Annotated in this window: 20 protein-coding genes; all 20 read right to left on the bottom strand. The window is 47.7% G+C overall.

The window, feature by feature from the left end; genetic code table 11:
* Nucleotides 1–31: 31 nt before the first annotated feature.
* The 20 genes from ACHZCY_RS22850 to ruvB all read right to left on the bottom strand — a co-directional run bounded on the left by ACHZCY_RS22850 (nucleotide 32) and on the right by ruvB (nucleotide 25,457).
* Complete coding sequence (locus ACHZCY_RS22850; protein ID WP_205220787.1) at nucleotides 32–643, bottom strand: response regulator; 612 nt, start codon at nucleotides 641–643, stop codon at nucleotides 32–34.
* A complete protein-coding gene (locus tag ACHZCY_RS22845; RefSeq protein ID WP_319550522.1) occupies nucleotides 643–2,964 on the bottom strand; it encodes a PAS domain-containing sensor histidine kinase in 2,322 nt (773 codons plus the stop codon). Before ACHZCY_RS22845 ends, ACHZCY_RS22850 begins: the two co-directional genes overlap by 1 nt.
* Before the next feature lie 215 nt (nucleotides 2,965–3,179).
* Nucleotides 3,180–4,247, bottom strand: coding sequence for a glycosyltransferase family protein (locus ACHZCY_RS22840; protein WP_319550521.1), 1,068 nt, complete (start codon nucleotides 4,245–4,247; stop codon nucleotides 3,180–3,182).
* A 5-nt stretch (nucleotides 4,248–4,252) separates the two neighbouring features.
* Nucleotides 4,253–5,809, bottom strand: a complete 1,557-nt coding sequence (locus ACHZCY_RS22835) for a two-component system sensor histidine kinase NtrB (protein WP_319550520.1) — start codon at nucleotides 5,807–5,809, stop codon at nucleotides 4,253–4,255.
* The gene (locus ACHZCY_RS22830; protein ID WP_319550519.1) at nucleotides 5,718–7,517 is read right to left on the bottom strand and encodes a radical SAM protein; all 1,800 of its coding nucleotides are present in this window, start codon (nucleotides 7,515–7,517) and stop codon (nucleotides 5,718–5,720) included. Before ACHZCY_RS22830 ends, ACHZCY_RS22835 begins: the two co-directional genes overlap by 92 nt.
* 246 nt (nucleotides 7,518–7,763) lie before the next feature.
* Entirely contained in the window at nucleotides 7,764–8,981 is a 1,218-nt protein-coding gene (gene ftsZ / locus ACHZCY_RS22825) for a cell division protein FtsZ (protein ID WP_205220792.1), read from the bottom strand.
* Nucleotides 8,982–9,068: 87 nt separating this feature from the next.
* Nucleotides 9,069–10,292 carry a cell division protein FtsA gene (gene ftsA / locus ACHZCY_RS22820; RefSeq protein ID WP_205220793.1) on the bottom strand — a complete coding sequence of 408 codons (1,224 nt, stop codon included), beginning with the start codon at nucleotides 10,290–10,292 and terminating at the stop codon, nucleotides 9,069–9,071.
* A gap of 6 nt (nucleotides 10,293–10,298) precedes the next feature.
* Nucleotides 10,299–11,243, bottom strand: coding sequence for a cell division protein FtsQ/DivIB (locus ACHZCY_RS22815; protein ID WP_319550518.1), 945 nt, complete (start codon nucleotides 11,241–11,243; stop codon nucleotides 10,299–10,301).
* A 16-nt stretch (nucleotides 11,244–11,259) separates the two neighbouring features.
* Nucleotides 11,260–12,189, bottom strand: coding sequence for a UDP-N-acetylmuramate dehydrogenase (murB, locus tag ACHZCY_RS22810; RefSeq protein WP_319550517.1), 930 nt, complete (start codon nucleotides 12,187–12,189; stop codon nucleotides 11,260–11,262).
* Nucleotides 12,189–13,580 carry a UDP-N-acetylmuramate--L-alanine ligase gene (gene murC / locus ACHZCY_RS22805; protein ID WP_319550516.1) on the bottom strand — a complete coding sequence of 464 codons (1,392 nt, stop codon included), beginning with the start codon at nucleotides 13,578–13,580 and terminating at the stop codon, nucleotides 12,189–12,191. The genes murB and murC overlap by 1 nt, the downstream gene beginning before the upstream one ends.
* 5 nt (nucleotides 13,581–13,585) lie before the next feature.
* Entirely contained in the window at nucleotides 13,586–14,692 is a 1,107-nt protein-coding gene (murG, locus tag ACHZCY_RS22800) for an undecaprenyldiphospho-muramoylpentapeptide beta-N-acetylglucosaminyltransferase (protein WP_319550515.1), read from the bottom strand.
* The gene (locus ACHZCY_RS22795) at nucleotides 14,683–14,895 is read right to left on the bottom strand and encodes a hypothetical protein (protein WP_319550514.1); all 213 of its coding nucleotides are present in this window, start codon (nucleotides 14,893–14,895) and stop codon (nucleotides 14,683–14,685) included. Before ACHZCY_RS22795 ends, murG begins: the two co-directional genes overlap by 10 nt.
* Nucleotides 14,892–16,277, bottom strand: coding sequence for a UDP-N-acetylmuramoyl-L-alanine--D-glutamate ligase (murD, locus tag ACHZCY_RS22790; RefSeq protein WP_319550513.1), 1,386 nt, complete (start codon nucleotides 16,275–16,277; stop codon nucleotides 14,892–14,894). The genes ACHZCY_RS22795 and murD overlap by 4 nt, the downstream gene beginning before the upstream one ends.
* 2 nt (nucleotides 16,278–16,279) lie before the next feature.
* Nucleotides 16,280–17,359: a phospho-N-acetylmuramoyl-pentapeptide-transferase gene (mraY, locus tag ACHZCY_RS22785; RefSeq protein WP_205220800.1), complete on the bottom strand. Its 1,080-nt coding sequence runs from the start codon at nucleotides 17,357–17,359 to the stop codon at nucleotides 16,280–16,282.
* A gap of 11 nt (nucleotides 17,360–17,370) precedes the next feature.
* A complete protein-coding gene (locus tag ACHZCY_RS22780) occupies nucleotides 17,371–20,388 on the bottom strand; it encodes a UDP-N-acetylmuramoyl-L-alanyl-D-glutamate--2,6-diaminopimelate ligase (protein WP_319550512.1) in 3,018 nt (1,005 codons plus the stop codon).
* A 6-nt stretch (nucleotides 20,389–20,394) separates the two neighbouring features.
* Nucleotides 20,395–22,104, bottom strand: coding sequence for a PASTA domain-containing protein (locus ACHZCY_RS22775; protein WP_205220802.1), 1,710 nt, complete (start codon nucleotides 22,102–22,104; stop codon nucleotides 20,395–20,397).
* Between the two features lie 146 nt (nucleotides 22,105–22,250).
* Nucleotides 22,251–22,619, bottom strand: coding sequence for a cell division protein FtsL (locus ACHZCY_RS22770; RefSeq protein ID WP_205220803.1), 369 nt, complete (start codon nucleotides 22,617–22,619; stop codon nucleotides 22,251–22,253).
* A 41-nt stretch (nucleotides 22,620–22,660) separates the two neighbouring features.
* On the bottom strand, nucleotides 22,661–23,557 hold the full coding sequence (gene rsmH, locus ACHZCY_RS22765) for a 16S rRNA (cytosine(1402)-N(4))-methyltransferase RsmH (protein WP_319550511.1): 897 nt from the start codon (nucleotides 23,555–23,557) through the stop codon (nucleotides 22,661–22,663).
* 7 nt (nucleotides 23,558–23,564) lie between these two features.
* Complete coding sequence (gene mraZ / locus ACHZCY_RS22760; protein ID WP_319550510.1) at nucleotides 23,565–24,053, bottom strand: division/cell wall cluster transcriptional repressor MraZ; 489 nt, start codon at nucleotides 24,051–24,053, stop codon at nucleotides 23,565–23,567.
* 357 nt (nucleotides 24,054–24,410) lie between these two features.
* Nucleotides 24,411–25,457, bottom strand: coding sequence for a Holliday junction branch migration DNA helicase RuvB (gene ruvB, locus ACHZCY_RS22755; RefSeq protein ID WP_205220805.1), 1,047 nt, complete (start codon nucleotides 25,455–25,457; stop codon nucleotides 24,411–24,413).
* Nucleotides 25,458–25,473 lie beyond the last annotated feature (16 nt).

Here is a 25,473-nt window from a genome sequence, read left to right as displayed (position 1 = left end):
GCGTTTTCGGGCCAAACCCGAGGCCGCCTGCTTATTCTTTCCTTGTGGGCTGGTTCGTCTTCTTCATGAACAGATCCAGCTCCTTGATCTTTTTCTTGTAACATTCCGGACAGATACCATGGCTCAAGTCACTGCCTGTGGTCTTGCTCAGATACTTTTCAATGCTAATCCAGTTTTCCCCTTTTTCTTTTGTTGTCGAACTGTCATCACGTATTTTTTTACATTCGCTGCAAATGGACAACAGGTTTTCATACATTTTAAGAGTTTTCTCCATTTTCTGCATGGCCAGACAACGTCCAACTCGAAGAATCATCTCATCATAGTCGTAAGGTTTCAGCAAGTAGTCTGTTGCCCCCAGCCGCAGCGCAGCGATTGCCGACTCCAACCGCCCGTAACCGGTAAGAATAAATACAGCCTGCTCTGGACGCTTTTGCTTGATAGCATCCAGTAAATCAAGACCGTTCATTTCTCCCATTATAAGATCGGTGATAATGAGAGAATATTCCTTCTTGGCCAGCTTTTGCAAGGCGATCTCGCCCCCTTCTGCAGAATCAACCAAATATCCCTGGTCGAGTAGGTCCTGCTGCAGGGTATGGCGTACAATGGGCTCATCATCTACTATTAAAATGGAATGTTGTTCCATTAGTACCTCACCGTATTTGAAAGTGGCTCAACAGGCAGCAATACCTTAACCACCGTTCCTTTCCCAGGGGTAGCTTGCACATTGACATCACCGCCATGATTTCGAACAATACTCTGCGACATGGCAAGCCCTGCTCCCCCTCCTCTTTTCGCAGAACAGGAAGAATCAAGTGGATCCCAAAGCCCCATGACTTCCTCTGCGTTAAGCCCTTGGCCATCATCGGCTATAACTAGTTCGATGTGGTCGGCGTGACGAGTTGTGGTCAGAATAATAGAGCCTCCGGTTTCCGGTATGCTATTTATGCTTCTGATGATTAAAGAAAGACAAACCTGCTTGAGCTGATCCTTTGCCCCTACCACCTGAAGCGTCCCTGTGTAGGCAAAATTAAGCGACACCTTATTCTGCTTAAGATATTTCTTTAAAAACAATGCAACACTGTCCAGCATTGTATGCAGGTCAAATGCAACTTTTTCTGTTGTTGGCGGCACACTGAAATTTTGAAGATCGCGTACCATTTGCTCGATCCGTTTACATTCATCCAGAGCCAGCTGCATGAGAGAGGACTCCATCTCACCCATATCAGCCTTGCGAAGTACTCGCTGCAGAACATTCTTTATGCCACAGACAGGACTATTAAATTCATGGGTAATCGAAGCTGTCAAGGCACCGATTGCGCTGAATTTTTCCGCCTGTATCAGTTGTTTTTGCGTATGTTCTAAATCTCTCTGGATTTTTCTCTGAGCCGAAATATCCAAAAAAGTAAGCACTATCCCTTTTAACTTTCCATCGGTGTCCTTGAATGGGACAGCATGCACTGTACAAATCTTTTCCTGCCCATTAATGGTACGTTCAACATCCTCCACTATGTTTGCAGCCCCTGCTGCAAACATTTTTAAATAACACTTGGCAGTGTGGCAATGGTTGCATAACCACAACTCTTCACCCGTTTTTCCCAGTATATTTTCTTCGCTCAAGCCAAGGAAATGGCAAAAGGCCTGATTCACCCTGACGACTCGACACGCAGTTGAAAGCAGGCAAAGAGGAATGGCAACGTTATAGATCTGATCAAGTTCATTATACGCCTGTAAGGCTTCTCTTTCGGCCTGTTTTGCGGCAGTAATGTCAAAAGCAGTAACAAGCAAATCGCCCTGAGCTTGATTTTCCTTCACAACTGACTGTACACTTAACAATACGTTACAATACGTATTGTCCTTCCTGCGCCACAGTCTTTCAACGGGCTGGTTACTATCGTCCTGATCACTATTGTTGTTCATCTCAACAACGGAATTGGCTCTGTCGGAAGAGGTGAAAAGCATCTCCCACTGTTTACCGACCAGCTCTTCAGCCTTATACCCGGTAAGTTTCTCCATGGTGTCATTGACATAGCTGAATATGCCTTGGCTGACAATACCGATTCCCGCTGCAACGGTATCCAGTGCATTTTGCAGGAGCTGAGTATTTATAAACAGTTCCCGGGTTCGGATTTCAACCATCTTTATCAAACGCTGATTGAACAAATGGAGTTTTTCTTCATACTGTTTTCGTTCTGATATATCTCGCACTATCCCCTGAACGCCTGCAATCCCCTCTTTTTTATAGTAAGGGGTTGCATGAATCTCCATCCACACGGGCATCCCGTCTTTGCCGAAGGTATGCAGAATGAGGCTTTCCTTGTCCTTACCTGCAAGCAGTTCTGAAAATGCTTTACCGGCAAGTGCATGATCTTCATGGGCTATACCTGAAAGGTAATGACGGCCATCCCACTCCTCGTGATTGACACCGAGCAACACACTGCTTGCAGGCGACAGGTACGTAATGCGCCCAGTTCTGTCGAGCCTGAAAAAAACATCCTGCGATGTTTCAGCAAAGGAACGAAAAAGAGCTTCACTCTGCTCTAGTTGCTGCTGCTGTTTCCTTTGCCTGGTGACTATTCTACCGCTGCCCATAGTACCGATCAGTGTCCCCTGGTCATCAAAAAGCGGTGATTTATATACATCCAGATAAAGAAATTTACCTTGGACGTTGCCAAACTCATCAAAGCGTTGCGCTTTGCGCTCTTTGATAACAACCTGATCTGAATCCATACACAGTTCGCCAAAGGTATGCCAGTTGGGATTGTCAGGGTAAAGTGCCCGTTGTCGATGGGCAAAAAAGAGATCTGTTTTTCCCAAAGGCTCTTCTATCCCGTCGGCGATCAGCAATTTTTCGCAGACGACACTGTTGACAAAAATATATCGCCCTTCCAGGTCTTTTGCCCACAGAAGATCCCTAGAATTTTCTGCAAGTAAGCGGTATATACTGTCCTTAGGTAAATTATTCATGGCATGAGCAATGGTATTTATCCTGACGGGGTTGCAATTATTAGCCTTTGTGAAACAACGCTACACAACAAACCTTGTGCAAAAAGGACAAACATACAAATACACAAAAAGAATCAAGTACATAGTAGCTGTGACACGTTTGCAAAACAAGTGAAAACAGCCCATACCCAGAGTGAAAACCGGAATACTTCATGGCTCATCCCCCCGAGCTCTGGTCAGGCGAGCCTAAGAAGAAAATCAGCTATATGTTCGGCACCGTTCTCCTGGACCGGAAAAAACGCCTGCCCCTTGAGTGCGATAAGATCATCAAGTTCCTCCGCCCACCTGCCGCTGTAAAACGCTTCTCTTGTTATCTGCTTCGAGGCCATATGCTCTGCCGCAAACTTGCACAACACTTCAGCCTCCGGAAAATAAGGCCTGGATATGTAGGCAAACACACTTCCTGCCTGATAAACCTCGGCCAGGGTGGAATAACCGACTTTGCCAACCACGATATCAGCTGCTGCTACAAGATCCGGATGATACACTGAAGAGCACCGGTCAAGATAACAAATATTGCCATCATTTATCGTTGGCCCCTCATTGCCCGTGACGACAAACGAGTACCCTTTTTTGGCCCGTACCCCTACCGAGGAAAAGGAATCCCGATTCGTACCGCCCATGGTAACAAGTACCAGTTTGTCGCTGCCTTGACTAAATCTGCTCCGCAACGCCGGCGCTGATGCTTTTATACTCCTTGCAACCGGCGGGACACGGCAATCACAGCCTATAGACAGGCAGACAGGTTCTGTCTGCACGTGAAAATCGGCCTGTTGAAAAAGGTGATCGAGATAGTCTATGTGGCTACGAAGGGAGGCACTTTTCTGTTCATAAGCCGCATAGATCCAATCCCATGTAAAATTTTCCACCAATATCGAAGGGATTTTTGCCTGTTTTGCAGCCAGGATTCCCAATGGCGCAATATCGCAAATCACCATTCGACATTGAGAAAAGAAAGCAGCGCAAGCCTCTATTTTTGACCGAGTCAAAGGATAGAAAGTATCCAGGGCTGCTGCTGTGGCTGGAATATTCTCCTCCAGTCCCGTCAGCTGCACCATGCCGATATCAGTGAGTATGGAATGATAGATGAAGGGGGCCTCCAGAGATTGGCTGAAAAACCATTTCGGAACAGTGGTGGCAATAACAAACTCCACACTCTCTCTTTTAGCCAGAGCCTGCATCACCGCTACGGCTCTAGCTGCATGCCCGAAGCCATGAGAGGTAATGCAAAAGCCTATCTTCATGGGCCTCAGTTTGTTTCCGCTGGTTGCACAGGCAGAATGATGGTAAAGCTGCTTCCCACTCCCATTTGACTCTGTACAGTTATCTGTCCGTTGTGCTTTTCAACAATGCTTTTGGCAATAGACAACCCCAGCCCGGTCCCTCGATTTTTCTCAGTATAAAATGGGGTGAAAATCTGTTCCTGTTTATCAAGCTCAATACCCGGTCCAGTATCATCGACCGTCAACCACACCTGCTCTTGGTCAATATCAAAACCGGTTTTCATCGTCAACGTCCCGCCTTGTTCCATTGCCTGAATTGCGTTGAAAACAATATTAAAAACGACCTGGTAAATTTGCTCGCTGTCCATAGAAACAAGTGGCAGATCAGGGGAAAAATCCACCTCAACGGCTATCTGTTTCTTTGCAAATTCTGATTCCATAAAACGCATCACCCGCTCGCCGACATTATTTATGAATTCCTGCTTCACGGCACCTTCCCGTGGACGTGCAAAATCAAGAAATTCTCGGACGATGTTATCCAAACGGGTTGTTTCTTCTACGATAATGCCGGCAAGATGCTCATTTCCAGGGGCAACAGACGCAATTCGTTTGAGTAAAATTTCCGCAGTGGATCTAACGATACCCAAGGGGTTTTTTATCTCATGGGAAACAGAAGCCACCATTTTACCAAGTGATGCCAACCGCTGAGCCTTGTTGAGTTGTTCTTCCAGCTGAATACGTTCTGCTGCGCGCCGAGTCATGGTACGGTTAGCCTTGACAACTATCAAGCTGAGGATGGCAAAAAGAACGCCCATAATGGATAAAGAAAAAACGATGATCCTGGCCTGGAGCTTGATGATAGCTTTTAGGTCATCGGAAAGATCCTGGCGAATTTCAACCACACCCATTATTTCGCCGGTACGCTTGCCCAATCGGTCTTCCTGGTGAAAAGGGACAAAGGTTTTGAGTGTACAAAAAACTTCCGGCATTCCAGGCAGTAAACTGAAAAGCGACCCACCGGTTATGACGATGGTTGTATTCTCTCCCTCCAACGCTTTTTGATATTCTAGACCACCCATATTGAGTTTGCCCATTAATTCCGGCTTGGTCGAATAGCTGATCCTGTTTTCACCTGCATCAAAAATGGTCACAGAATCGATACGTAATCCACGGGTAATATTACGAACAATCTGGTCAAGACGGTTATACTGTTTTTCTTCGGACAGAGCGATGCGGCCATAGCGAACGACGGTAGGCAAAACAAATTGAAGAAAAACCTGACGATTAAGATTATCTGCAAAAAGTTGCGAATAGGCCTCGCTTCTTTTGAGCAGTACACTTCGGGCGTTGTTTGAAATCATCCAGGAAAGGACGAAAGAGGTAATCAGCATAGCCAGCAAGGCTGTAAAGGAAAAATACTTTACCAGCTCAAACGGCAGTAGACCGTCACCTTTTTTTCCGTGTTTGAAAAAATTTCCCAGCCGATGAATATCAGGACGGGGGATTTTCGCCACATATACCGCAGCGGCGGCATAGAGTTGTTTCGCATGGCGGAGTAAATTGCCCTGCCATTGATTTTGCATATTCCTTCCAGAGATATCCAGGTTTCAGCCCATGATCAACGACTTCCCAGCACATACGTTCATCACCTTCCCGAGGTCGAACAGCATACTGCCAGCTACTGAGATCATATTGTTTAAGAGCCTGTTTAAATGTTAACCGGCCCATGCCCACATCAATCAGCAACGGGGCAATCCTCCTGTCTGCTCTGGCATACACGGCCTGCTGTAAAACCCGTTCAGGACGATCGACCTTGATCCGAAAATTGGGCACTTTAGTCAAGGCTTTTCGAAGATACTTTATTTTTTGTTTCAACGCCATGACTGACTGGGCAGTAGACTGTTCTCCCGTTGCCTGCCCAGTATCAATCCCTCCAAAAGAACAGTATTGAAAGGGAGTCCATGGTTTAGGTACAAAAGAATTCACGGACAGGCTGATTTCCGTTAACCTGCCACGTTTGCGGCCAATGGGTAAAAGTGCTTGCTGTACTTTTTTAACGAGGTTGACAAACTCCTCAAGATCCTGGTTGGTTTCCGTGGGTAACCCAATCATAAGATAGAGTTTCAAGTGAAAAATCCCTACCTCTGCTAATCTGATGGCAGCAGAAAGCAGATCCTCTTCACTCAGTCCTTTATTGATGAGCCTGCGTAACCTCTCTGAAGCACCATCTGGAGCGATCGCAACACTTTTGAGATGAGAGGCGGCGAGCAGTGAGAGTAATTTATCAGAAATATGATCCGCTCGAAGAGAGGAGAACGAAAGCGAGCAGTTATTTGTGTGCAGGTACTGGGCTATGGTATCAAGGGTTTCGGAGTGAGCCATCTCCATGCCAAGCATTCCTACCCGATCGACACTTGCCGGTCGCTCAGCAAATGCTTTTAAAATTGCTTCACTGTTCCACAACCTGGGAGGACGATAGATGTATCCGGCAGCGCAAAAACGACAGCCTCGACTGCAGCCGCGCCCGAGTTCCACCATGTACATATTAAGTTCGGCCTCAGGTGACAGCAATTGCGAATGTCCTGCTCTTTCCTGTGGCGGAGCTATAACCTTTTTAATTCGAGCCGGGATTCCCGGTGGAGCGGTCACTTGCTCCACTTTTCCCAGATCATCATAGGCAACAGTATATAGGCTCGGCACATAGCATCCTTGGCATTGCCTTGCTATCTGCTGCAAAACATCTTTCCTGTCAGCGCCGGCACACTGCTCCACCACAGTGAGCAGACTCGCAAGAATGCCTTCAGCCTCGCCGATAACCATAACATCGGCAAAAGGCGCGAGTGGCTCTGGATTCATAAAAACCGCCACTCCCCCCAATATCACCAGGGGGCTGCCTGGAGCAATGAAAGCAGCTCTTTTTTCCGCAAACGGTTCGACCCGTCCAGCAGGCAGCATTGCTGCCAACCGGGTATAATCCTCTTCAAAACTGATAGAACCACAAATTACAGGGAAATCACAGAGGGCTCGCCCACTTTCAAGAGAGCGAAAAGAGGAACCTGTATCAGGATAGATAAACCTTTCACAGACAATCCCCTCGTATGCATTGAGCAAATTATAAACAATTTGCAGGCCAAGGTTGGAAACCGCTACGGAATAAGTATTGGGATAAATTAAGGCAACAGGCAGGCGGTTTGCCCATTTTTTGTGGACAGTACCGATTTCTTTAGCGAGTAAGGGGAACAAGTATACAATACACCGGTTGAACTGCACATAAGGTAGAACCAGCACCATCTTGTGGATCCAGGCGTCGACGGTGCAGTTGTTCTGTTAACAGGGAGTCGGTTCGATAATGTTATTTTCGCCCGACTCAGGGGGCATACTCACAAAATAAAGTTTGGAGGTAAACGCAGGCTCTAATATCGTATATGTGCCGGTGCTTGTTTTTTAAGCGCCCCCTGATACAAATAAAATGCCCTTTTCTCGGACAAACTCCTAGTCTGACTCAGGGGCATCTTCTCTCTTTCCCTTGAAATTTATTTAATTTGCCTTCTTCCTCAGGTAGGCAGGCTCATCATAATCGTGGTTTTCACGATCTTCAAAAATCGGCCTTGGCATCGAAGGCAATCCTTGGGGCTGTCTGTTAGGTTTGGCTGCGGCAAAGGAGTTACTTTCCCCCCCTGTAAATTTGCCATCGGCTTCCGCTACGGATTTTACCTGGCTCGTTTTGGCGGTGGGCTGTGGCGGCTCCTGATTTCTCCTCACAACTTCGAGCTGAGATATGGTTTCCGTTTCATCAATGCTTGAAATACCAGTGGCGATGACAGTGACCCGTAATTCATCTCCCAGCGATTCATCAAACAAGGCACCGATAATAATATTAGCCTCATCATGCGCCTTTTCCTGAATCAAGGCAGAAGCCTCCATGAACTCATTCATGGTCAGGGTTTCTTCGGCGGCCGAGATATTAATAAGGATTCCTCTTGCACCATCTATACCGACATCTTCAAGCAGTTGATTATCGATCGCCCGCTTGGCAGCCTCACTGGCACGATTCTCACCGACTGCTGCACCAGATCCCATAATTGCCGGCCCGACTTCTTTCATGACTGTTTTAAGGTCGGCAAAATCCACATTGATATGACCGGGGAGATTAATAAGGTCGGTAATACCTTTTACGGCCTGTAAAAGGACATTATCAACCATCTTCATCATATCCACCAAGGTGGAATTTTTGTTCATCAAACCAAGGAGCCGATCATTGGGTACGGTGATAATGGTGTCGGCATACTCTTTGAGTTTTTCCCAACCAGCCTCTGCGTTACGCATCCGCTTTTTGGCCTCAAAATAGAATGGCTTAGTCACAACCGCAACCGTCAGTGCTCCTGCTTCTTTACTGAGCTTCGCTATCTCAGGTGCAGCGCCTGTTCCCGTGCCGCCACCAAGTCCGGCGGTGACAAAAACCATATCCGCACCCCGCATAGCTTGCTGCAGGTCCTCGTAGCTTTCCTGGGCAGATTCTTTCCCCATCTCGGGGTCAGCACCGGCGCCCATGCCCTTGGTTATCCCTGGTCCCAGTTGCAGACGGACATCAGCACGTGATTTCTCAAGTGCCTGCATATCCGTATTGGCCACAATAAACTCCACTCCGGCCAACCGGTTTTCAACCATTGTATTGATAGCATTACCACCACCGCCACCAACACCGATTACCTTGATTACAGCAACAGATTCTTCTTCAGCCATTCTAAACGGCATGCTCATCTCCCATGAACAATATTCCTAGATTAATTGCACTCGAATATACCATTAATTGTTCTTAGACCAAAGGTATTTTAAGGAAATCTATACAATTTGTTTCAACCAATTTTTCAACTTACTCACCATCGTGCTGCTCTCTTTCGGCACGTAGTGATTTGCCTTACTGCCATACAGAACCAACCCTACTCCGGTGGTGCAACGAGGGGAATTAACATCCTCCATTCGACCCTCCATCCCACTGGGATAACCAATCCGCACCGGCAGATCAAAAATCTGTTCGGCCATCTCGACAATATTGGCTAACAAAGCGGTACCGCCGGTTATTACCACCCCGGCATTTATCCGGTTACGATACCCTGAGCCACAGATATTTTTGTTAACCATCTGCAGAATTTCTTCCATCCTGGCTTCAAGAATTTCGACCATCACCCGCTGTGAAACCTTTCTCGGCTTACGGTCGCCCACAGTCGGAACTTCAATGATCTGATTTTCTTTTATCATTGACGACAAAGCACCACCGTACAGGTATTTTAATTCTTCCGCCTCCTGGAGGGGCGTACGCAGCCCCACACTCAGATCACTGGTTAAATTGTTCCCCCCAAGGGCCAGTTCCCAGGTATGTTTGATGGTGCCGTTACAAAAAATGGCCAGATCAGTTGTTCCGCCGCCGACATCAATCAAGACAACACCCAACTCCATCTCATCCCGAGTTAAAACCGCATGGGACGAAGCCACTGATTCCAATACAATCTCTGATACGGCCAAACCGGAACGATTGCAGCTTGTAACCAGATTATGCAGAGCAGTAACATCAGCGGTAACGATATGGACATTGGTCACCAAACGAACACCGGTCATACCAAGAGGATTTTGAATACCAGTATGGTCATCGACCATGTATTCCTGCGGCAGAACATGAACTATCTGCTGATTATCGGATATTTTGACGGTCTGGGCAGCCCTGATAACCGCCTCAATATCCTTTTCCTTTATTTCCTGATTATTAACGGCAATGATCCCTGGAGAATTAAAGCCCTTGATATGATTGCCGGCAATACCGACGTAAACTGTCTCAATATCACACCCAGCTTGATCTGAAGCAGCGGCAACAGCCTGGCGAATCGCCTTGACCGTTGCCTCAATATTGACGACAACACCATTCTTCAGCCCAGATGACGCAGCAGTGCCCACCCCAACCACTTCAATCCTGTCTTCAAAAATTTCGCCGACAACAGCCAGGACCTTTGTTGTACCTATATCCAGCCCGGCTATCAGCTCACCGGATCCACGTACTTCGATTTCTTCCATGCTACCCTACCTGTCAAGTTCAGCTCGAGCGACTAAGACCTTATTTTCCATGTAATCCATCCGGATGGATGCAATCCCTTCTATCTTTTTTTTGCGGTACAGCCGTTCCAGAATTTTTACTAGACGGTAGTACCTGGTATAAATTTTTTCTGTCCCGAAGTAGATAGGAAAAGGCTGATCAACCAAATAAACTATCAACCCCTGCCGATTATCCACATGTACTTCAGATATTGATTGTATAGGGAGAATAGCATTCCCCTTGGCGGCCAGCTTCAGCAATACTAGTGCCGATTCCGCCAAGGTACCTTGAGGCAGTTGGTTTGCCGATTTTACTGTTCCCCACTTAATACCGGTAATGACAGGATAATCAAAATCCTGCCCCAAAAGCAAGGGCGCAAACAACGCCCCCTTATTATTAAGATAAAACAACTTACTGCCGGAAGCATTTTCGATATTCACCAGTGCCAGCGGTCGATGCTCCCTGACCTTGATTTCAATTGCCGATGGCCATCGCTTTGTAAGAGTAACCCGCTCTACCCAAGGCAAACTGCTGATCGCCCTTTCGGCTGCTTTGGTATTCACGGCAAACAGACTCTGCCCCTGCTCAATGTTTCCCTTTTTTAAAATCTGTGGCAGAGCACTTACCCTTTGCCCTTTTACCTGTATGTCGGTGAGTCGAAAAACATCTGAGCGCATGAGGAGCGCATAGGCCCCCCAGGAAAAAAAACCGGCAATAACGCAAAGAAAAACCAGAGTCGCCACGCCCCGTGAGTACCACTTAATCTGTGCCTGACGCTGGGCACCCACAATAGAATGCTGCATTCCCGGCGGCGAGGGATTGTGCTTTTTCCTGGTAATTTTTCTTTTCAAGCGATCCAGTATGCGCACCAATACCCCCTTCTTTTTCTTTGGTGGGCGGGGAGAAAAGCCTCCTGGTGTGTAGGCGACCATACTGTTTCGATATCCTTTAATAAATGTGTACTTCCGGTTCCAGCTGAACCCCTATTTCTGTTTCGACCTTTTCCTGTATAAGTTCCATGAGATTGATGATATCCTGCGGTACGGCACCACCATTATTTATGATGAAATTAGCATGTTTGTCGGAAATTTTTGCTCCACCCAACTGAAAACCTTTTAAGCCAACCGCCTCTATCAATCGCCCGGCTGAATCGTCCTTCGGGTTTTTAAAAAAAGACCCTGCAGATCCCGATCCGCCTGGCTGGTGTAACTTCCGCCAATGGGCGTATTCTCTGCATCGTTGCTGAACCTGTTGTACTTCCCCTGATGTTAACTGCAAAGTACAACCGGTTATAACATATCGCTGCCCTGCTGATTCACGGGGCAAACAAGTTGTCCGATACCCAAAAGTAATCTCTTCTGCAGGCACTTCCCACTCCTGCCCTGTGTGGTCCATCAGCATCACCGAATGCACGATATCGGCCATTTGACTTCCATGGGCACCTGCATTCATACGAATCGCGCCCCCCACTGTTCCGGGAATGCCTGTCGCCCATTCCATGCCGGTCAACGCCTTTTGCGAACAAAAGGAAACCAGCTTGCCTAACCTGCATCCAGCGCCAACACTAACAAAAATATTGCCGGCAGTTTCCCTTTTTCCCGCCACTTGAATTTCCGTGAAACGGTCACCAAGCTGGAAAAACATACCTTTTACATGCCTGGTTACAACAAGGATGTTCGACCCGCCGCCAAGTATTGTCCATGATATGCCTTCTGCTTCTGCCCAGACCAAAAAAGCGGCAAGTTCGCCTCGTGTTTTCACTTTCACCAACGCATCCACCCTACCGCCGACTTTAAAGGTCGAATGAATCCCCATATCCACATGCCACTGCACATGCGAAACGCGCTGCTCTAATTGTCTGCGCTGGTTGCTGGTCATTAATCCCTTCTATTTTTTTCGGTAATAAGGTGCAGCATTTGTTCGCCGGTACGCACAATATTGCCTGCTCCCAAGGTTAACAGCAAATCATTTTCCTGCAAAAGAGGAAGCAGTTCGGACGGTGCATCAATGAGCCTTGGAATATAGAAAGTGTTGCGTTGTCCATGCTTTTTTATTGCTTCCTGCAAGGCCAAAGCAGTTACGCCCTCAATCGGCGCCTCACTTGCCGGATAAATATCAGTAAGAATCAATACGTCCGCCCGGTGGAAAGCTGTAGTAAACTCATCAAACAAGCCCTGCGTCCTGCTGTAACGATGGGGCTGAAAAGCTACCACCAGCCTCTTCTCCGGCCAGGCTTCTCGTACCGCATCGAGGGTTGCCCGAATTTCTGTCGGGTGATGCCCGTAATCATCTACCACCAGCACCCCCCCGGACTCGCCTTTAACCTCTATACGTCGCTCAACCCCTTGAAAACCTTGCAGTGCAGTGGCGATAATGGAAAAATCAATTTCAAGTTCCAGCCCCACTGCGATAGCTGCCAGACTGTTGTAGATAGTGTGTCGTCCCGGCCGGTTGAGGGTTACCTGACCCAATTCCTCCTGCCGTCTCTTGACGGTAAAACTGGTACCACCATCGGCAGAGACAATCCGAGTAGCATACAGATCAGCCTGTTCAGTCAGCCCGTACGTTATGGTTCTTTTATGGATCTCCGGTAGCAACGCAGCGACATTTTTATCGTCAAAACAAACAATTGCAACGCCATAAAAGGGTAATCGGTTAATAAACTCCAAAAAGACATCTTTGATATGCTCTATGTCACGGTAGTAATCCAAATGCTCCAAATCAATATTGGTTACCACTTCAATCACAGGAGACAATTTCAAGAAAGAACCATCGCTTTCATCAGCCTCCGCCACCAGGAACTCACCTTCGCCCAGCTTTGCATTACCTCCCAGGCTTGCAACCTTGCCCCCAACCACTATGGTCGGATCCAATGCAGCCTCACCTAAGATAGTAGCAACTAAAGAAGTAGTAGATGTCTTACCATGACTGCCGGCAATTGCTATACCGTATTTTTTTAACCGCATCAGCTCGGCAAGCATCTCTGCCCGCTGAATCACGGGTATATGTTCTTCCAGGGCTTGAGCGACTTCCGGGTTGTCTTCTGCAATAGCGGTAGAGGTGACGACAACATCAGCACCACCCACCCATTGGCGTTCATGTCCACGATAGATTTTAGCGCCAAGTTGCTCCAGTTTTGCGGTTATATCTGTTACCTGCAGGTCAGACCCACTTACGGTATAGCCAAGATTCAAAAGCAGTTCGGCGATCCCGGACATACCAATCCCACCGATTCCGACAAAATGAATATGTTTTGTTTTTCTGTACATAGCTTTTAATACTCGTTTTGCTTGCCCTGCTTTTTATTTTCAATAAGGCGCAAACACTGTTCCACGATTCGATCAGTAGCTTCCGGCACTCCCATTTCCCGCATATTGGCTGCCATTGCACACAACTCATCTTCCGGCTTGAGCAATAAACTTCGCAGCAACGTTGCCAATTCATCCCCTGAAAGAGTATCCTGGTGTCGTACTAGACATCCCCCTCCATTGGCGTAATATTCTGCATTAGTTTGCTGATGATTATCCGCTGCGTAGGGATAAGGGATCAGCACTGCCGGCAGTCCTACCACGGCAAGTTCAGCCAAGGTTGTGGCACCCGCTCTCGATACCACAAAATGAGCACGCCTGTAAAGCTTTGCCATATCTCTAAAAAAAGGCTGTACCTCGGCCTCCACATCCAAGTCATCATAAGCTCCGGCAACCATCTGGTAATCCTGCTGACCTGTTTGATGTATAACATGGAAGCGGTGTCCTTTTTCTACCATTTTCCTGACTGCTTCAAGAAATAAAACATTGATCCTGTGCGCGCCTTGACTGCCCCCTAAAACAAGTAATGTTAACGGTTCCTGATACACTTTGGAAACTTTGGCTATATCCAGGATTTCCCGGCGTACCGGGTTACCGGTCTGCACGACCTTTGCCGCAGGAAAGCTATCACCGCATGGAATTGAAGTGCAAATAGTATCAGCTATCCTTCCGGCAAGCCTGTTTGCAAGTCCCGGCACAGAATTCTGTTCATGAATGCACACTGGTATAGCCAGTAATTTTGCGGCAACCATCACAGGTCCGGTAACATACCCACCAACTGCAAAAACCAGATCGGCTTTAAATCGTCTTAAAATTTTGATAGCGCTTAGCACAGCTGCGGGCTGTTGAACCAGGCTGCGAGCCTTCTCGATAACCGTTGACCCTTTCAATCCACTGCAGTTGAGTACCACTGTCTCCATATTCGTCCCGGCCAGGACCTGCTGATCAATCGCCCTTGAAGTTCCAATAAACAAAACCTCTGTTTTCGCAACAGCTTGCTGCATTGCCTTTGCCAGAGCTAACCCTGGAAACAAGTGCCCTCCAGTTCCCCCACCAGTAACAACTAAACGCATTCGCCACATCCGCCATGGTGCAATTGCAAGCTACTGCCATCGAGATCCGGAGCAAACATTTTCTCAATTTCCGCCATGGTTTCTTGAAAACACTGCGGACAATAGCCATGACTGACAACAGCCCCTTCGACGAAACGATTGCTATACCTCCATATGCCGTTACGCTCTACCCTGTTGCAGAGACAGCACACTTTGATTGTCATTGCACCCCCTTTTCTTTCTTCTCATGCTGCAATCGATGCACACTCTCCATGAACACCCTTCCCCGCTCTTCATATCCGGCATACATGTCAAAGCTTGCACATCCCGGGGCAAGCAAAACCAAGTCTCCACGCTGTGCACACCTGCGAGCTACCTGAACGGCATCATCCATTGACTCTGCAATGGCAACAGGCACTATATCGCCAAACACCTGCTTCATTTTTTCTGCAGCCTCTCCAAGCAGTATAAGCCGGCGCACTTTTTGTGCTACGACATCGCGCAACAACTGCCAGTCGCCACCTTTTTCTCTGCCTCCCGCGATCAATACCACCGGCTCCGTGCACCCTTTGAGTGCAGCATGCATTGCACCATAGTTGGTTGCCTTCGAATCATTTATGTATCGAACACCTTCTATCACTGCGACTTCAGTCATTCTATGTAGGGGAGGCTCAAATACCTTGAGTCCACCTTGAACCTCCTCTCGTTTACAACCGGCAAGCCTAACTGCAAGAATGGCTGCTGCTGCATTGAGGCGATTAACAGAAGAGGTAAGATGCGTATCTTGCAGGTTATAGGTTTCCTGCCTCAACACCCCGTTCTCCTTGAAGTTCAACTCTACTGCATCTCCGTTAACGACTGCCTCGAACCGCTTGCCTGTCCCAAACCGATAGACGTCAACATTATCCACGCTGGTAATTTCAGCCAAGCGCTGATCATCTCCCCCCAAAATAAGTCGATCACCTGGACGCTGATGGCTGACCAGCTTGAGTTTGGCGTCGACATAAGCGTCTATTGTATGATGACGATCCAAATGGTCTGGCGAAATATTTAAAACCAGGCCGATATCAGGTCTAAAAGCTCCAGCCATGTCCAATTGAAAACTTGAAAGCTCTAACACAACTACACTCGATTGCTCTTTGCTTGAAAAATACTCAAGCAAGGGGGTACCGATATTACCTCCAACAAACACCTGCTGCTGAGCATAAGCCAACAACGAGCCGACTAGAGACGTCACAGTTGTTTTGCCATTGGAACCAGTAACTGCAATTACAGGGACTTGAAATAGTCCGGCGGCCAATCCGAGCTCCCCTACAATCTTAATCCCCTTTTGCCTCACTGCATGCAATACAGGCAGATCAAGTGGGATACCAGGACTGGGCACTACAAAATCAAATGAACTTAAAAATTCTTCTGTATGCCCTCCAAACTCAAACTGCACCCCTTTGCTCTGCAAATCAGCAGTCAAAGCAGCGTCCAGTTGATCTGCAGTCCTTCCTTCAGATACCCCTACGCAAACATCACGATCCAGCAAAAATCGAACAGCAGACAAGCCGGCCTTTCCGCAACCGACCACGACACCTTTCATTCCTGGAAGAAGCAGCACTGTTACCTCAACTTTAAAGTAGCCAGCCCAATCAGGCCAAGTATGATCGAAATTATCCAGAACCTGACCACTACTTTGGGTTCAACCCACCCCTTTTTCTCAAAATGGTGATGAATTGGAGCCATGAGAAAAATCCGTTTCCCTGCTGTGAGCTTAAAATATCCCACCTGAAGGATGACGGAAACCGCTTCCAGCACAAATATACCGCCAACAATGGCCAGCAGTAATTCTTGTTTGGTAATAATGGAAACAGCACCAAGTGTTCCCCCAAGAGAAAGTGAACCGACATCACCCATAAAAATCTGGGCAGGATAGGCATTAAACCAGAGAAAACCAAGACATGCGCCGACCAAAGTGCCGCAATACACGGCAACTTCACCAGCACCCTGGACAAAAGGAATCTGTAAATACTGGGCAACGACCATGTTTCCTGCAACATAGGAGAAAACAAGATACACCGCCCCGGTAATAACAATCGGACCGGCAGCCAGTCCATCAAGGCCATCGGTCAGATTGACGGCGTTGGAAGCACCCACAATCACCAGCACTGCTAAAGGAATGTACCACCAACCCAAATCCGGCAGAATGGCCTTAAAAAAAGGTAAACTCAACACCCCGTCGTAGACTGGATGCAAGATAAGATACAAGCCGACAATAGAAGCACCCACCACCTGTAGCGCTAGCTTTTCCCTGGCTGTCAACCCCCTGGAGTTGCCCTTTCGGATCTTTTTCCAATCATCAACTGATCCGATAATGCCAAAAAAAATGCTAACCCCGAGCAACAACCAAACCAGGCCATTGGTTAAATCAGCCCAAATGAAGGTTGAAAAGATCATGGCCGCTAATATGAGCACGCCTCCCATGGTGGGTACGCCCTGTTTTGAAAAATGTGATTCAGGGCCGTCCTCCCTTATTACCTGGCCGATTTGTTTCTTTTTTAGCCAGGCGATAAAAATCGGGCCGACTATAATCACAAAAAGAAGGGCCGTAATAGAACTGCCAATGGCCCTAAAAGTAATATAACGAAAAACATTGAGCCAGCTGTAGTCGATATGAAGAGGATAGAGAAAGTTATAGAGCATAGCGCATCCCGTTAAAGTTTCAGGAGCTGTTCCAGCTCTTCGATAATAGTTTCCATCCTCATTCCCCGCGACCCTTTGGCAAGAAGCCAGTCATTTTCGGCAACCACTCCATTGGAGATCAGGTGATACAACCAGGTAGCAATAGCCTTGGGATCGGCGAAAATATGAATGCTCGATTCTGCCATACCGCCAGCCAGCGCCCCTTTTGAAACAGTAGTTGCGTATTCTCCGGTAACGGCAAGCTCGTTGTAACCAAGTTCAGCTGCCAGACGTCCTACCTGTTCGTGAGCTGTCTCTGCGAGCTCACCCAGCTCAAGCATATCTCCCAGCGCAGCAATACGCTTTCCCTGCTCGCCAAAAGAAGCGACCGTTTGCAAGGCAGCCGCCATAGAGGCTGGATTTGCATTATAGGTATCGTTTACAACCTGCAGGCCTCCAGGCAACGTAACAGTAACCATACGCTTATCATAGGCAGCATAGGACTCGAGCCCGGTCACGATATCTGCAACAGGAATACCTGCAGCAACAGCTATCGCTGCTGCCGCCGCTGCATTACTCACATTGTGGTTGCCGGGCACCTGTAACGAAACCGGTTTTTTTTCACCCTTGACATCCAGGGTGAAATTGGTTCCCAAATGCCCTTTATTAAAAATACGTGTTACCTGCACAGCAGGTTTGTACCTTCTCCCTGTTGCGGTAACGGCAAACCCGATTTTTTTTCCTTGGTCGCCCTTTACTAATCTGCGAACGTGTGGGTCGTCATAATTAACCACCTTAGTGCTCTCTGGTCGCATGCCGGCAAACAATTCGCCCTTGGCAGCAGCGACCCCTTCAACGGTTCCCAGCCCAAGGAGATGTGCCGGCTGCACATTATTGATACAACCAATATCAGGATCGGCAATGGCTGTCAGCTTTGCAATCTCGCCGAAAGAATTCATGCCCATCTCCAGAATGGCTGCTCTGTGGGCGGAGGTAACCGGCAGCAGTGACAATGGGAGCCCAATTAAGTTATTGAAATTGCCTTCGGTTTTCAGCACCGAGTCTCCGTATGCTTGTTTTTGTCCATCGCAGGCAGCAAAAATAGCAGCGGTCATCTCCTTTACTGTTGTTTTGCCGGAGCTGCCGGTTATAGACGCCACAAGCAACCTCTTTCCCAGCAACCTGCGTCGGTAAGCAGCAAGTGCGCCCAAAGCAACCAGTGTATCAGCAACCTTTATGACAAGAACACCAGGATTGACAGGACCACACTCCCGATCAACCACAACCGCGGCAGCGCCGTTTTCAACGGCTACCTCAATAAAATTATGACCATCAAAGTGTTCACCATGAAGGGCCACGAAGATATCGCCGGGCTGTATTTTTCGGGAGTCGGTTGACACTCGCTTATAGCAATCTTTCCGGCTCCCTGAAACTATCTGTCCTTTGGTCGCAGCCAGCAAATGTTTAACAGACCAAACCAATAACCCCTGTAATGCTTCGAATCGATCATCAAAATAATGTTTTTCACGACCAACTATCTGGTATGTTTCATGCCCCTTTCCGGCAATAACAACCCAATCTTTATTTTCAGCTTGACTACAGGCAAAGCTAATGGCTTCGTGCCTGTCAGTGACCACGGAAAAACTTTTTGTATCTTGTGACCGTTCAAAAAGCTCTTCAGGTGAAACCATGATTGCTCCCGATGCTTGCACACCGGGAATAATATCTTGTATTATTTGCTCTGGATCTTCCGTTCTCGGATTGTCGGAAGTGACTACAATACAATCTGCCCATTGACCAACTATCTTGCCCATTTCGGGCCGTTTACCGCGATCACGATCACCCCCGCAACCAAACACGCAAACTAACCGGCCCCTGCAGAGTTGTTTGACTGTCCTTAAAACATTATCCAGCGCGTCAGGCGTGTGCGCATAATCAACAAAAACTGCAGGCTGTTGCTCTGGGTGTTGTTCATTTAGCACCACTTGTTCCATTCTCCCGGGAACGCTTTCAAGAGCGGCCAACCCATTGCGTACCTGTTGGCAACTCAGTCCCAAGGCATGACTGACTCCCCCTGCAGTGAGCATATTGAGGATATTAAACTCTCCAGTCAAAACAGATTCCACTTGCACCTCTCGATCAACAACGTGAAGGGTACAACTCGTCCCGCTTTTCCCCTGTACTGTTTCAGTGGGCCAGATATCATTTGTAGAGTCCAAACCGCATCGATACACTTGCAAAGACGGGAGAGCATCAGCAAGTCGTGCTCCCCAGTTTCGTCCTTCCGCGTTTTCCCTATTAACGATGACAGCAGCGCCATCAGTTTTGAGATGCAACTGAAATAGACGCTTTTTTACCGCGAAATACTCCTCCAAATCATGGTGGTAATCAAGGTGATCCCTGCTCAAATTTGTAAATGCAGCAACATCAAACAACAGGGAGCCCAATCGCTTCTGATCAAGAGCATGGGAGGAAACCTCGATGAGTACATGTGTCACCCCATTATCAGCCATGCGTCGTAGCGTCTTCTGCAATGTCACTGGGTCTGGAGTGGTAAGGGGTGCCTCTTGCAGCACTGTTGTTTCTTTTTGTCTTACATACCGGTAGTTTACCGTACCAATTACACCAGGAACGTATCCGGCTTCCGCCAATATTTTCTCCAGCAACCATGTGCAGGTTGTTTTGCCGTTGGTCCCAGTCAACCCAATCAGCACCATCTCATCAGCCGGTTTTCCATAAAAAACAGCAGCCAACTCCGCTAAAGCAGCTCGCGGATCGTCAACCAACACAACCAGTTGTTTTTCCCTCGCGGCTTTAACCGGTATAGTGCAACCTTCCTGAGCAACCACCAGGATCGCTCCCCTGGAAATCGCATCAGCGATAAATGTATGCCCGTCTTGATGCACACCTTTTACTGCTATAAAAACACTACCAGGACGCACCTCTTTACTGTTGCAGGTCAAGAGGGTAACCTCTTGCTCCATATCAACATCTTTGCCGTTCAGGACAGATGGCTCAAGTACTGCAAGTATTTTTTTTAGAGTCGGCATGGGTGGCTAAATCTCTTTTTGTAGAGTTAAAGAACACTCATCAACACTTGCCAGAGGTTCTCCCGGCGCCGGATCCTGTGCGACAATTTTTCCGGTTCCACTTATCCGCACCCTGATATTCTGCGTATTGATTCTCTGCAGCCCCTTGCGTAAGCTCAACCCTATCAGCTCCGGCATATGCACGGTTGCGGCAACGGCTGTTTCCACAGGTTCTTGGAAATCAAGTCGCTTGCTAATAAAAAACTGATGAAAATTCTCAGGATTTTTTTGTTGCGGATAGGGTGGTCTCTCCACATGCGGCTTATTCATTAATTGGCTCAGCACATCCTTACCGATATTGGCCAACTTCTCTTTTTTCTTGTTTCCGGGAGATGGCAGCAGGGTGTCTTTTTCAACAGCCATCACCAACATATAACGCGGCATTTTTACAGGTAAAAGTCCCATGTAGAATTCTTGCATCAGATACTGTGACAACCCATTGTTCACGTTTAAGGCTACATGCGATGTAGTAAAATCAACCAACCCTTCCATCTCACCTTTTTTGGGATTTTGATTGCGAAACAATTCTCTTCGTACAATGACCCCTGAGGCAGGGTCAAGAATATGTTCACGCTCCGTAAACTCCTGATCTCTTACATATTCCCTCTTAGTGCCGTGATCATAGATTCCCTCCAGAATATATGGCGCTATTCTCCACCCTCCATTAACAAGACTGGCCAGCGCAACGCTCATTTGCGCGCCGGTCAGTGTGTCTTCTGCGGGACTTCCTGCCGATTCTTTTTCTAATTGTTGATCCTTGGTGTTCGTTCCCCACTGGTCAAGCACATGCTTTTCCAACCCTAACCGCGTTTCAAACTGTTGCAGAGTCTGTTCATCAACACCGTACCTGGGCGCAGCAACGGTGGGAGGCAACATTTTTTTGATTGTCAGGCCTTCTCTGGCTATGGCTGCAGCTTTAGCAATGATCGGCTCAATCAGTGCCTTATGAAAATCGTGCCGATAGACCCTGTTCAACCGAACTTGATCATCAGCCTGCCAGAAATAATTGGGATTAAAAGAGGGGTAGTTCATTACCGCCAGAACCTTACCAGTCAATGGCTCGAGTAAAACCCCCATACCCTTGACGGCTCCCTGTTGATCCAGATAACTGCGAAAACGCTTTTCAAGCTGCTTTTGAATGTCGATGTCAAGGGTCAACACCACATCCGTCGCTTTTCTGCCTAAAATTGGTTGATCTGACAAATCAATCTCTTGTACATCCTCCTTTCTAAAAGCCCCCGGCTGCAGCAGTGTATCATATCTTCCTTCCACCCCGGCCAGTCCAATTCCCTCGCCCACGAAACCCAGCACATGGGATGCGGCAGTATGCGCCGGGTAAAAACGCACCTCTTCGGATTTACAGTAGACCCCCGGCAAATCTGCTTTATTGACCGCCTCCGCCTGCTCTTTATCCAGATCATCTGCCAACTCGATAACGCGTTGACGACTTTTAAGTTGAACTTCCAGTATATCCGGGCTTTCTTCCAACACCTGCCCTAAAAGCGCAGCGGCCTCTTTTCGGTCCTTAATTTCAGCAGGATGGACAAACAAGGAAAACAAGTGATACGAGACAGCCAGTTCCTTCAAGGATCTGTCGTAAATAGTACCTCTTAAAACAGGTTCAGCGAACGATTCGCCCGCTGAAAACCATGCATTTTTATCTATCAAAGCAGCCATTTTTCCACCCAAATCCTGAATTACCACAGGATTTCGGTAGAAAAACACACCGCCTATTATCAGCAAAACGCAAACTATGGTACCAAGGCACCGTCGTCGTCTTCGCTGCTTTATTATTCGTGGAGAAACTGTGCTTACCATTTCACCTACATCTTGTGCACCTGCCCCTGGGAGGGCACGTAAAGTTCCAGACGTGCCCCTGCCAAAGCCTGGATATGGCTTTCCGACGTGAGCTGTGCCCTTTTGGCCAACAGTATCATGTGTGAGTCATCAAGCACTTTCCGTTGCTGTTGTACCTGTTGCAGTGTTTTTTGAGCACGTTGAATCTGCCAACTGAAAAGCTGACTTACACCGGCAACCAAAACCACCGCGGCAATCAAGATAACAGCCAAAGGTCTCTGCAAATGTTTAAGTGGCGAAATCGCCAAAGGTTTACGCCTGACTTTTCGCCTTGCCACGGAAGTAGTACATACCGTTCCTGGTCTATAAGGCCTAACACTTACATTTGTAATCATACTCCTGCCTCCACAGTTCAATGAGAGCTAAAGTCGTTATATTAATGACATCGCGTAGCCACTCTCATCTTGGCACTGCGTGCTCTCGGATTACTTGTTATTTCTTCTTGGGAAGCCTGCACCGGTTTCTTGGTTATCACCTGATACGCATCGCTCTTTGCAAAAGCCTGTTTTACAATCCTGTCTTCGATGGAATGAAAACTAATCATGCAAATCCTAGCGTCTTCTGCGAGCACCTGAGGAGCCGTGCTGATCAACTTCGTTATATTTTCAAACTCACGATTGACCGCTATGCGCAAAGCCTGGAAAACCTTGGTTGCCACATGAATCTTTTTTGGATGATATTTAACAGGGACGGCACGCGAGATTACATCAGCCAGTTGTGCTGTCGTATATATGGGTTCCCTTTCCCTTGCTTCGACAACAAACCGCGCTATGCGACGGGCCTGACGCTCCTCTCCGTAATGATAAAAGATGTCGGCCAACTCTGCCTCGCTCAACTCTGCAATAAGTTTTGCCGCCGTCAGGGTAATGTCCTTGTTCATGCGCATGTCCAACGGAGCATCAGCTTTAAAGGTAAACCCCCTTTCACTACGATCCAAATGAAGCGACGAAACCCCCAAGTCCGCAACTAAACCGTTGATGCGGTCTACACCGATACGATCCAGTTCCTCCTGCAGATGGGCATACGATGCCTGAACCAAAACAAATTGACTGCCAAAAGAAGCCAGCCGCTCTGCAGCAAGCTCTGCAGCATCACCATCCCACTCAAACCCGATTACCTTTGCGATGCCGGGCTCAAAGGTCAACAAAGCTTCGGTATGCCCGCCAAGCCCCAACGTGGCGTCCACATACACGCCCCCAGGCACCGGTGACATCCAGTACAAAACCTCTTGGGTGAGTACCGGAACATGTATTTCTCGGCCTCGATTACCCATAATAGCCTTAAAGAATTCCTAAAGAAGAAAGTCCGGAATTGAAATCCGGAAAACGATTTCTGGTCTTGCGGGTCTGCTCAATCCAAGCAGTTTTATCCCATATTTCGAAATGGTGGAGCATACCGTTCAACACGACATCTTTGTCAATTTCAAATTCTGACCGCAGCGTTGCAGGCACTAGAATTCTACCTTGCTTATCTAACGTACACTCTGTCACACCTGAGATAACGTAGCGGACAAAATCTCCAAAGCCAGGCTCCATCTGCCCTTGCCCAAGGAGCTTTTCTTCAAGTTCTTCCCATTCGGAAACAGGATAGGCTCGGAGGCATTTTTCCCAGTTGGTCACAACAAGAGTCTCTGTATACACTTCGCGTAATACTTCCCTGAATCTAGTAGGAATATTGAGGCGCCCCTTGCTGTCAAGCGTGTGCTCGGAACGGCTGCGAAATCTGTATTCTGAAATATTGCCTTTCAATGCACCTACCGTAGTTACCACGCAACCCTTTTAAACCACTTTACACCACTTATAACCATTTTTTATACCAAGGAGGTGGGTGCGTCAAGGAAATTTCTCAGAAGATCAATGGCTTGTCACCCCACCCTAAACAAAGAGAGCACAACATATTGTATGCCAACCACTCACGAGGCACAAAAATTAATCTAAACGAACATCCTTAACAGTGGCATACAACAGCTTCTGGGCGTGCGATCAGTGATCAACACGTTGATATAAAGATACTTTTTCAGGCGAAGTTGGAGAAAAACAGAAGGGGAGAAAAATCACAAAAAAACGAGGGGGCAAAGTGGGGAAAAATTACCAGCAATAGAAAAACAGTCTACTTAAGGAAGTAAATCAGTCAAAGAGTCGCGACTGCCGCAACGGTGTTGGTGCTGTATAATCAAAATGTTTATAGGCCGCTTCGGTGGCCATCCTGCCGCGGGGTGTACGGATTAAAAAACCAGACTGGATAAGAAAAGGTTCGTAAACATCTTCCAAGGTGTTTTTTTCTTCACACACTGCAGTGGCAAGCGTTTCCAGGCCAATAGGGCCACCCTGAAACTTATCTATCAAGGTCAACAAAATCCGGCGATCCATGTCGTCGAGACCCAACCGATCGACGTTAAGCATATGCAATGCCTTATCTGCGATGGGACCGGTAATAATTTCCTGACCAGCCACTTCAGCAAAGTCGCGAACCCTCCGTAAAAGACGATTGGCAATCCTCGGCGTACCACGAGAGCGCCTGCCAAGCTCCAGCGCTCCTTCCTGGTCGATACTGACTTGAAACAAACCGGCAGCCCGTTGAACAATTGTCTTCAATTCTTCCGGGGCATAAAACTCAAGACGTAAAATCACGCCAAACCTATCGCGAAGTGGCGGGGTCAACAAACCGGTTCTTGTCGTTGCTCCAACCAAAGTAAACCGGGGCAGATCCATTTTGACCGAACGGGCTCCAGGCCCCTGGCCGATGACCAGATCCAGTTGATAATCTTCCATGGCCGGATAGAGTATTTCTTCCACCACATGGTTCAACCGGTGTATTTCATCAATGAAAAGCACATCCCCAGCCTGCAAGCTGGTAAGAATAGCAGCCAGGTCGCCGGGACGCTCAATAACCGGGCCTGAAGTAACCTTGATGTTTGCCTGCATTTCATTGGCAATAATATAGGCAAGAGTTGTTTTTCCCAGGCCAGGAAAGCCATGGAAGAGCACGTGGTCCAAAGGTTCTCCACGCCTGCGCGCCGCCTCGATAAAAACGCGCAGGCTTTGCTTCAACTGTTCCTGGCCGATATACTGATCAAGCCTGTCAGGACGCAACTCCAGCCCTGGCTGTTGATCCGCCTGCAACTCGGAACTTGACACCAGGCGCTTACCGGTGAGGTCTTCTTCAAAATTCATAACTCACCTATTGTCT

It is taken from the genome of Desulfogranum marinum, from assembly GCF_963675105.2.
Classification (GTDB): Bacteria; Desulfobacterota; Desulfobulbia; order Desulfobulbales; family Desulfobulbaceae; genus Desulfogranum; species Desulfogranum marinum.
This window is presented reverse-complemented; position numbering and strand designations above follow the sequence as displayed.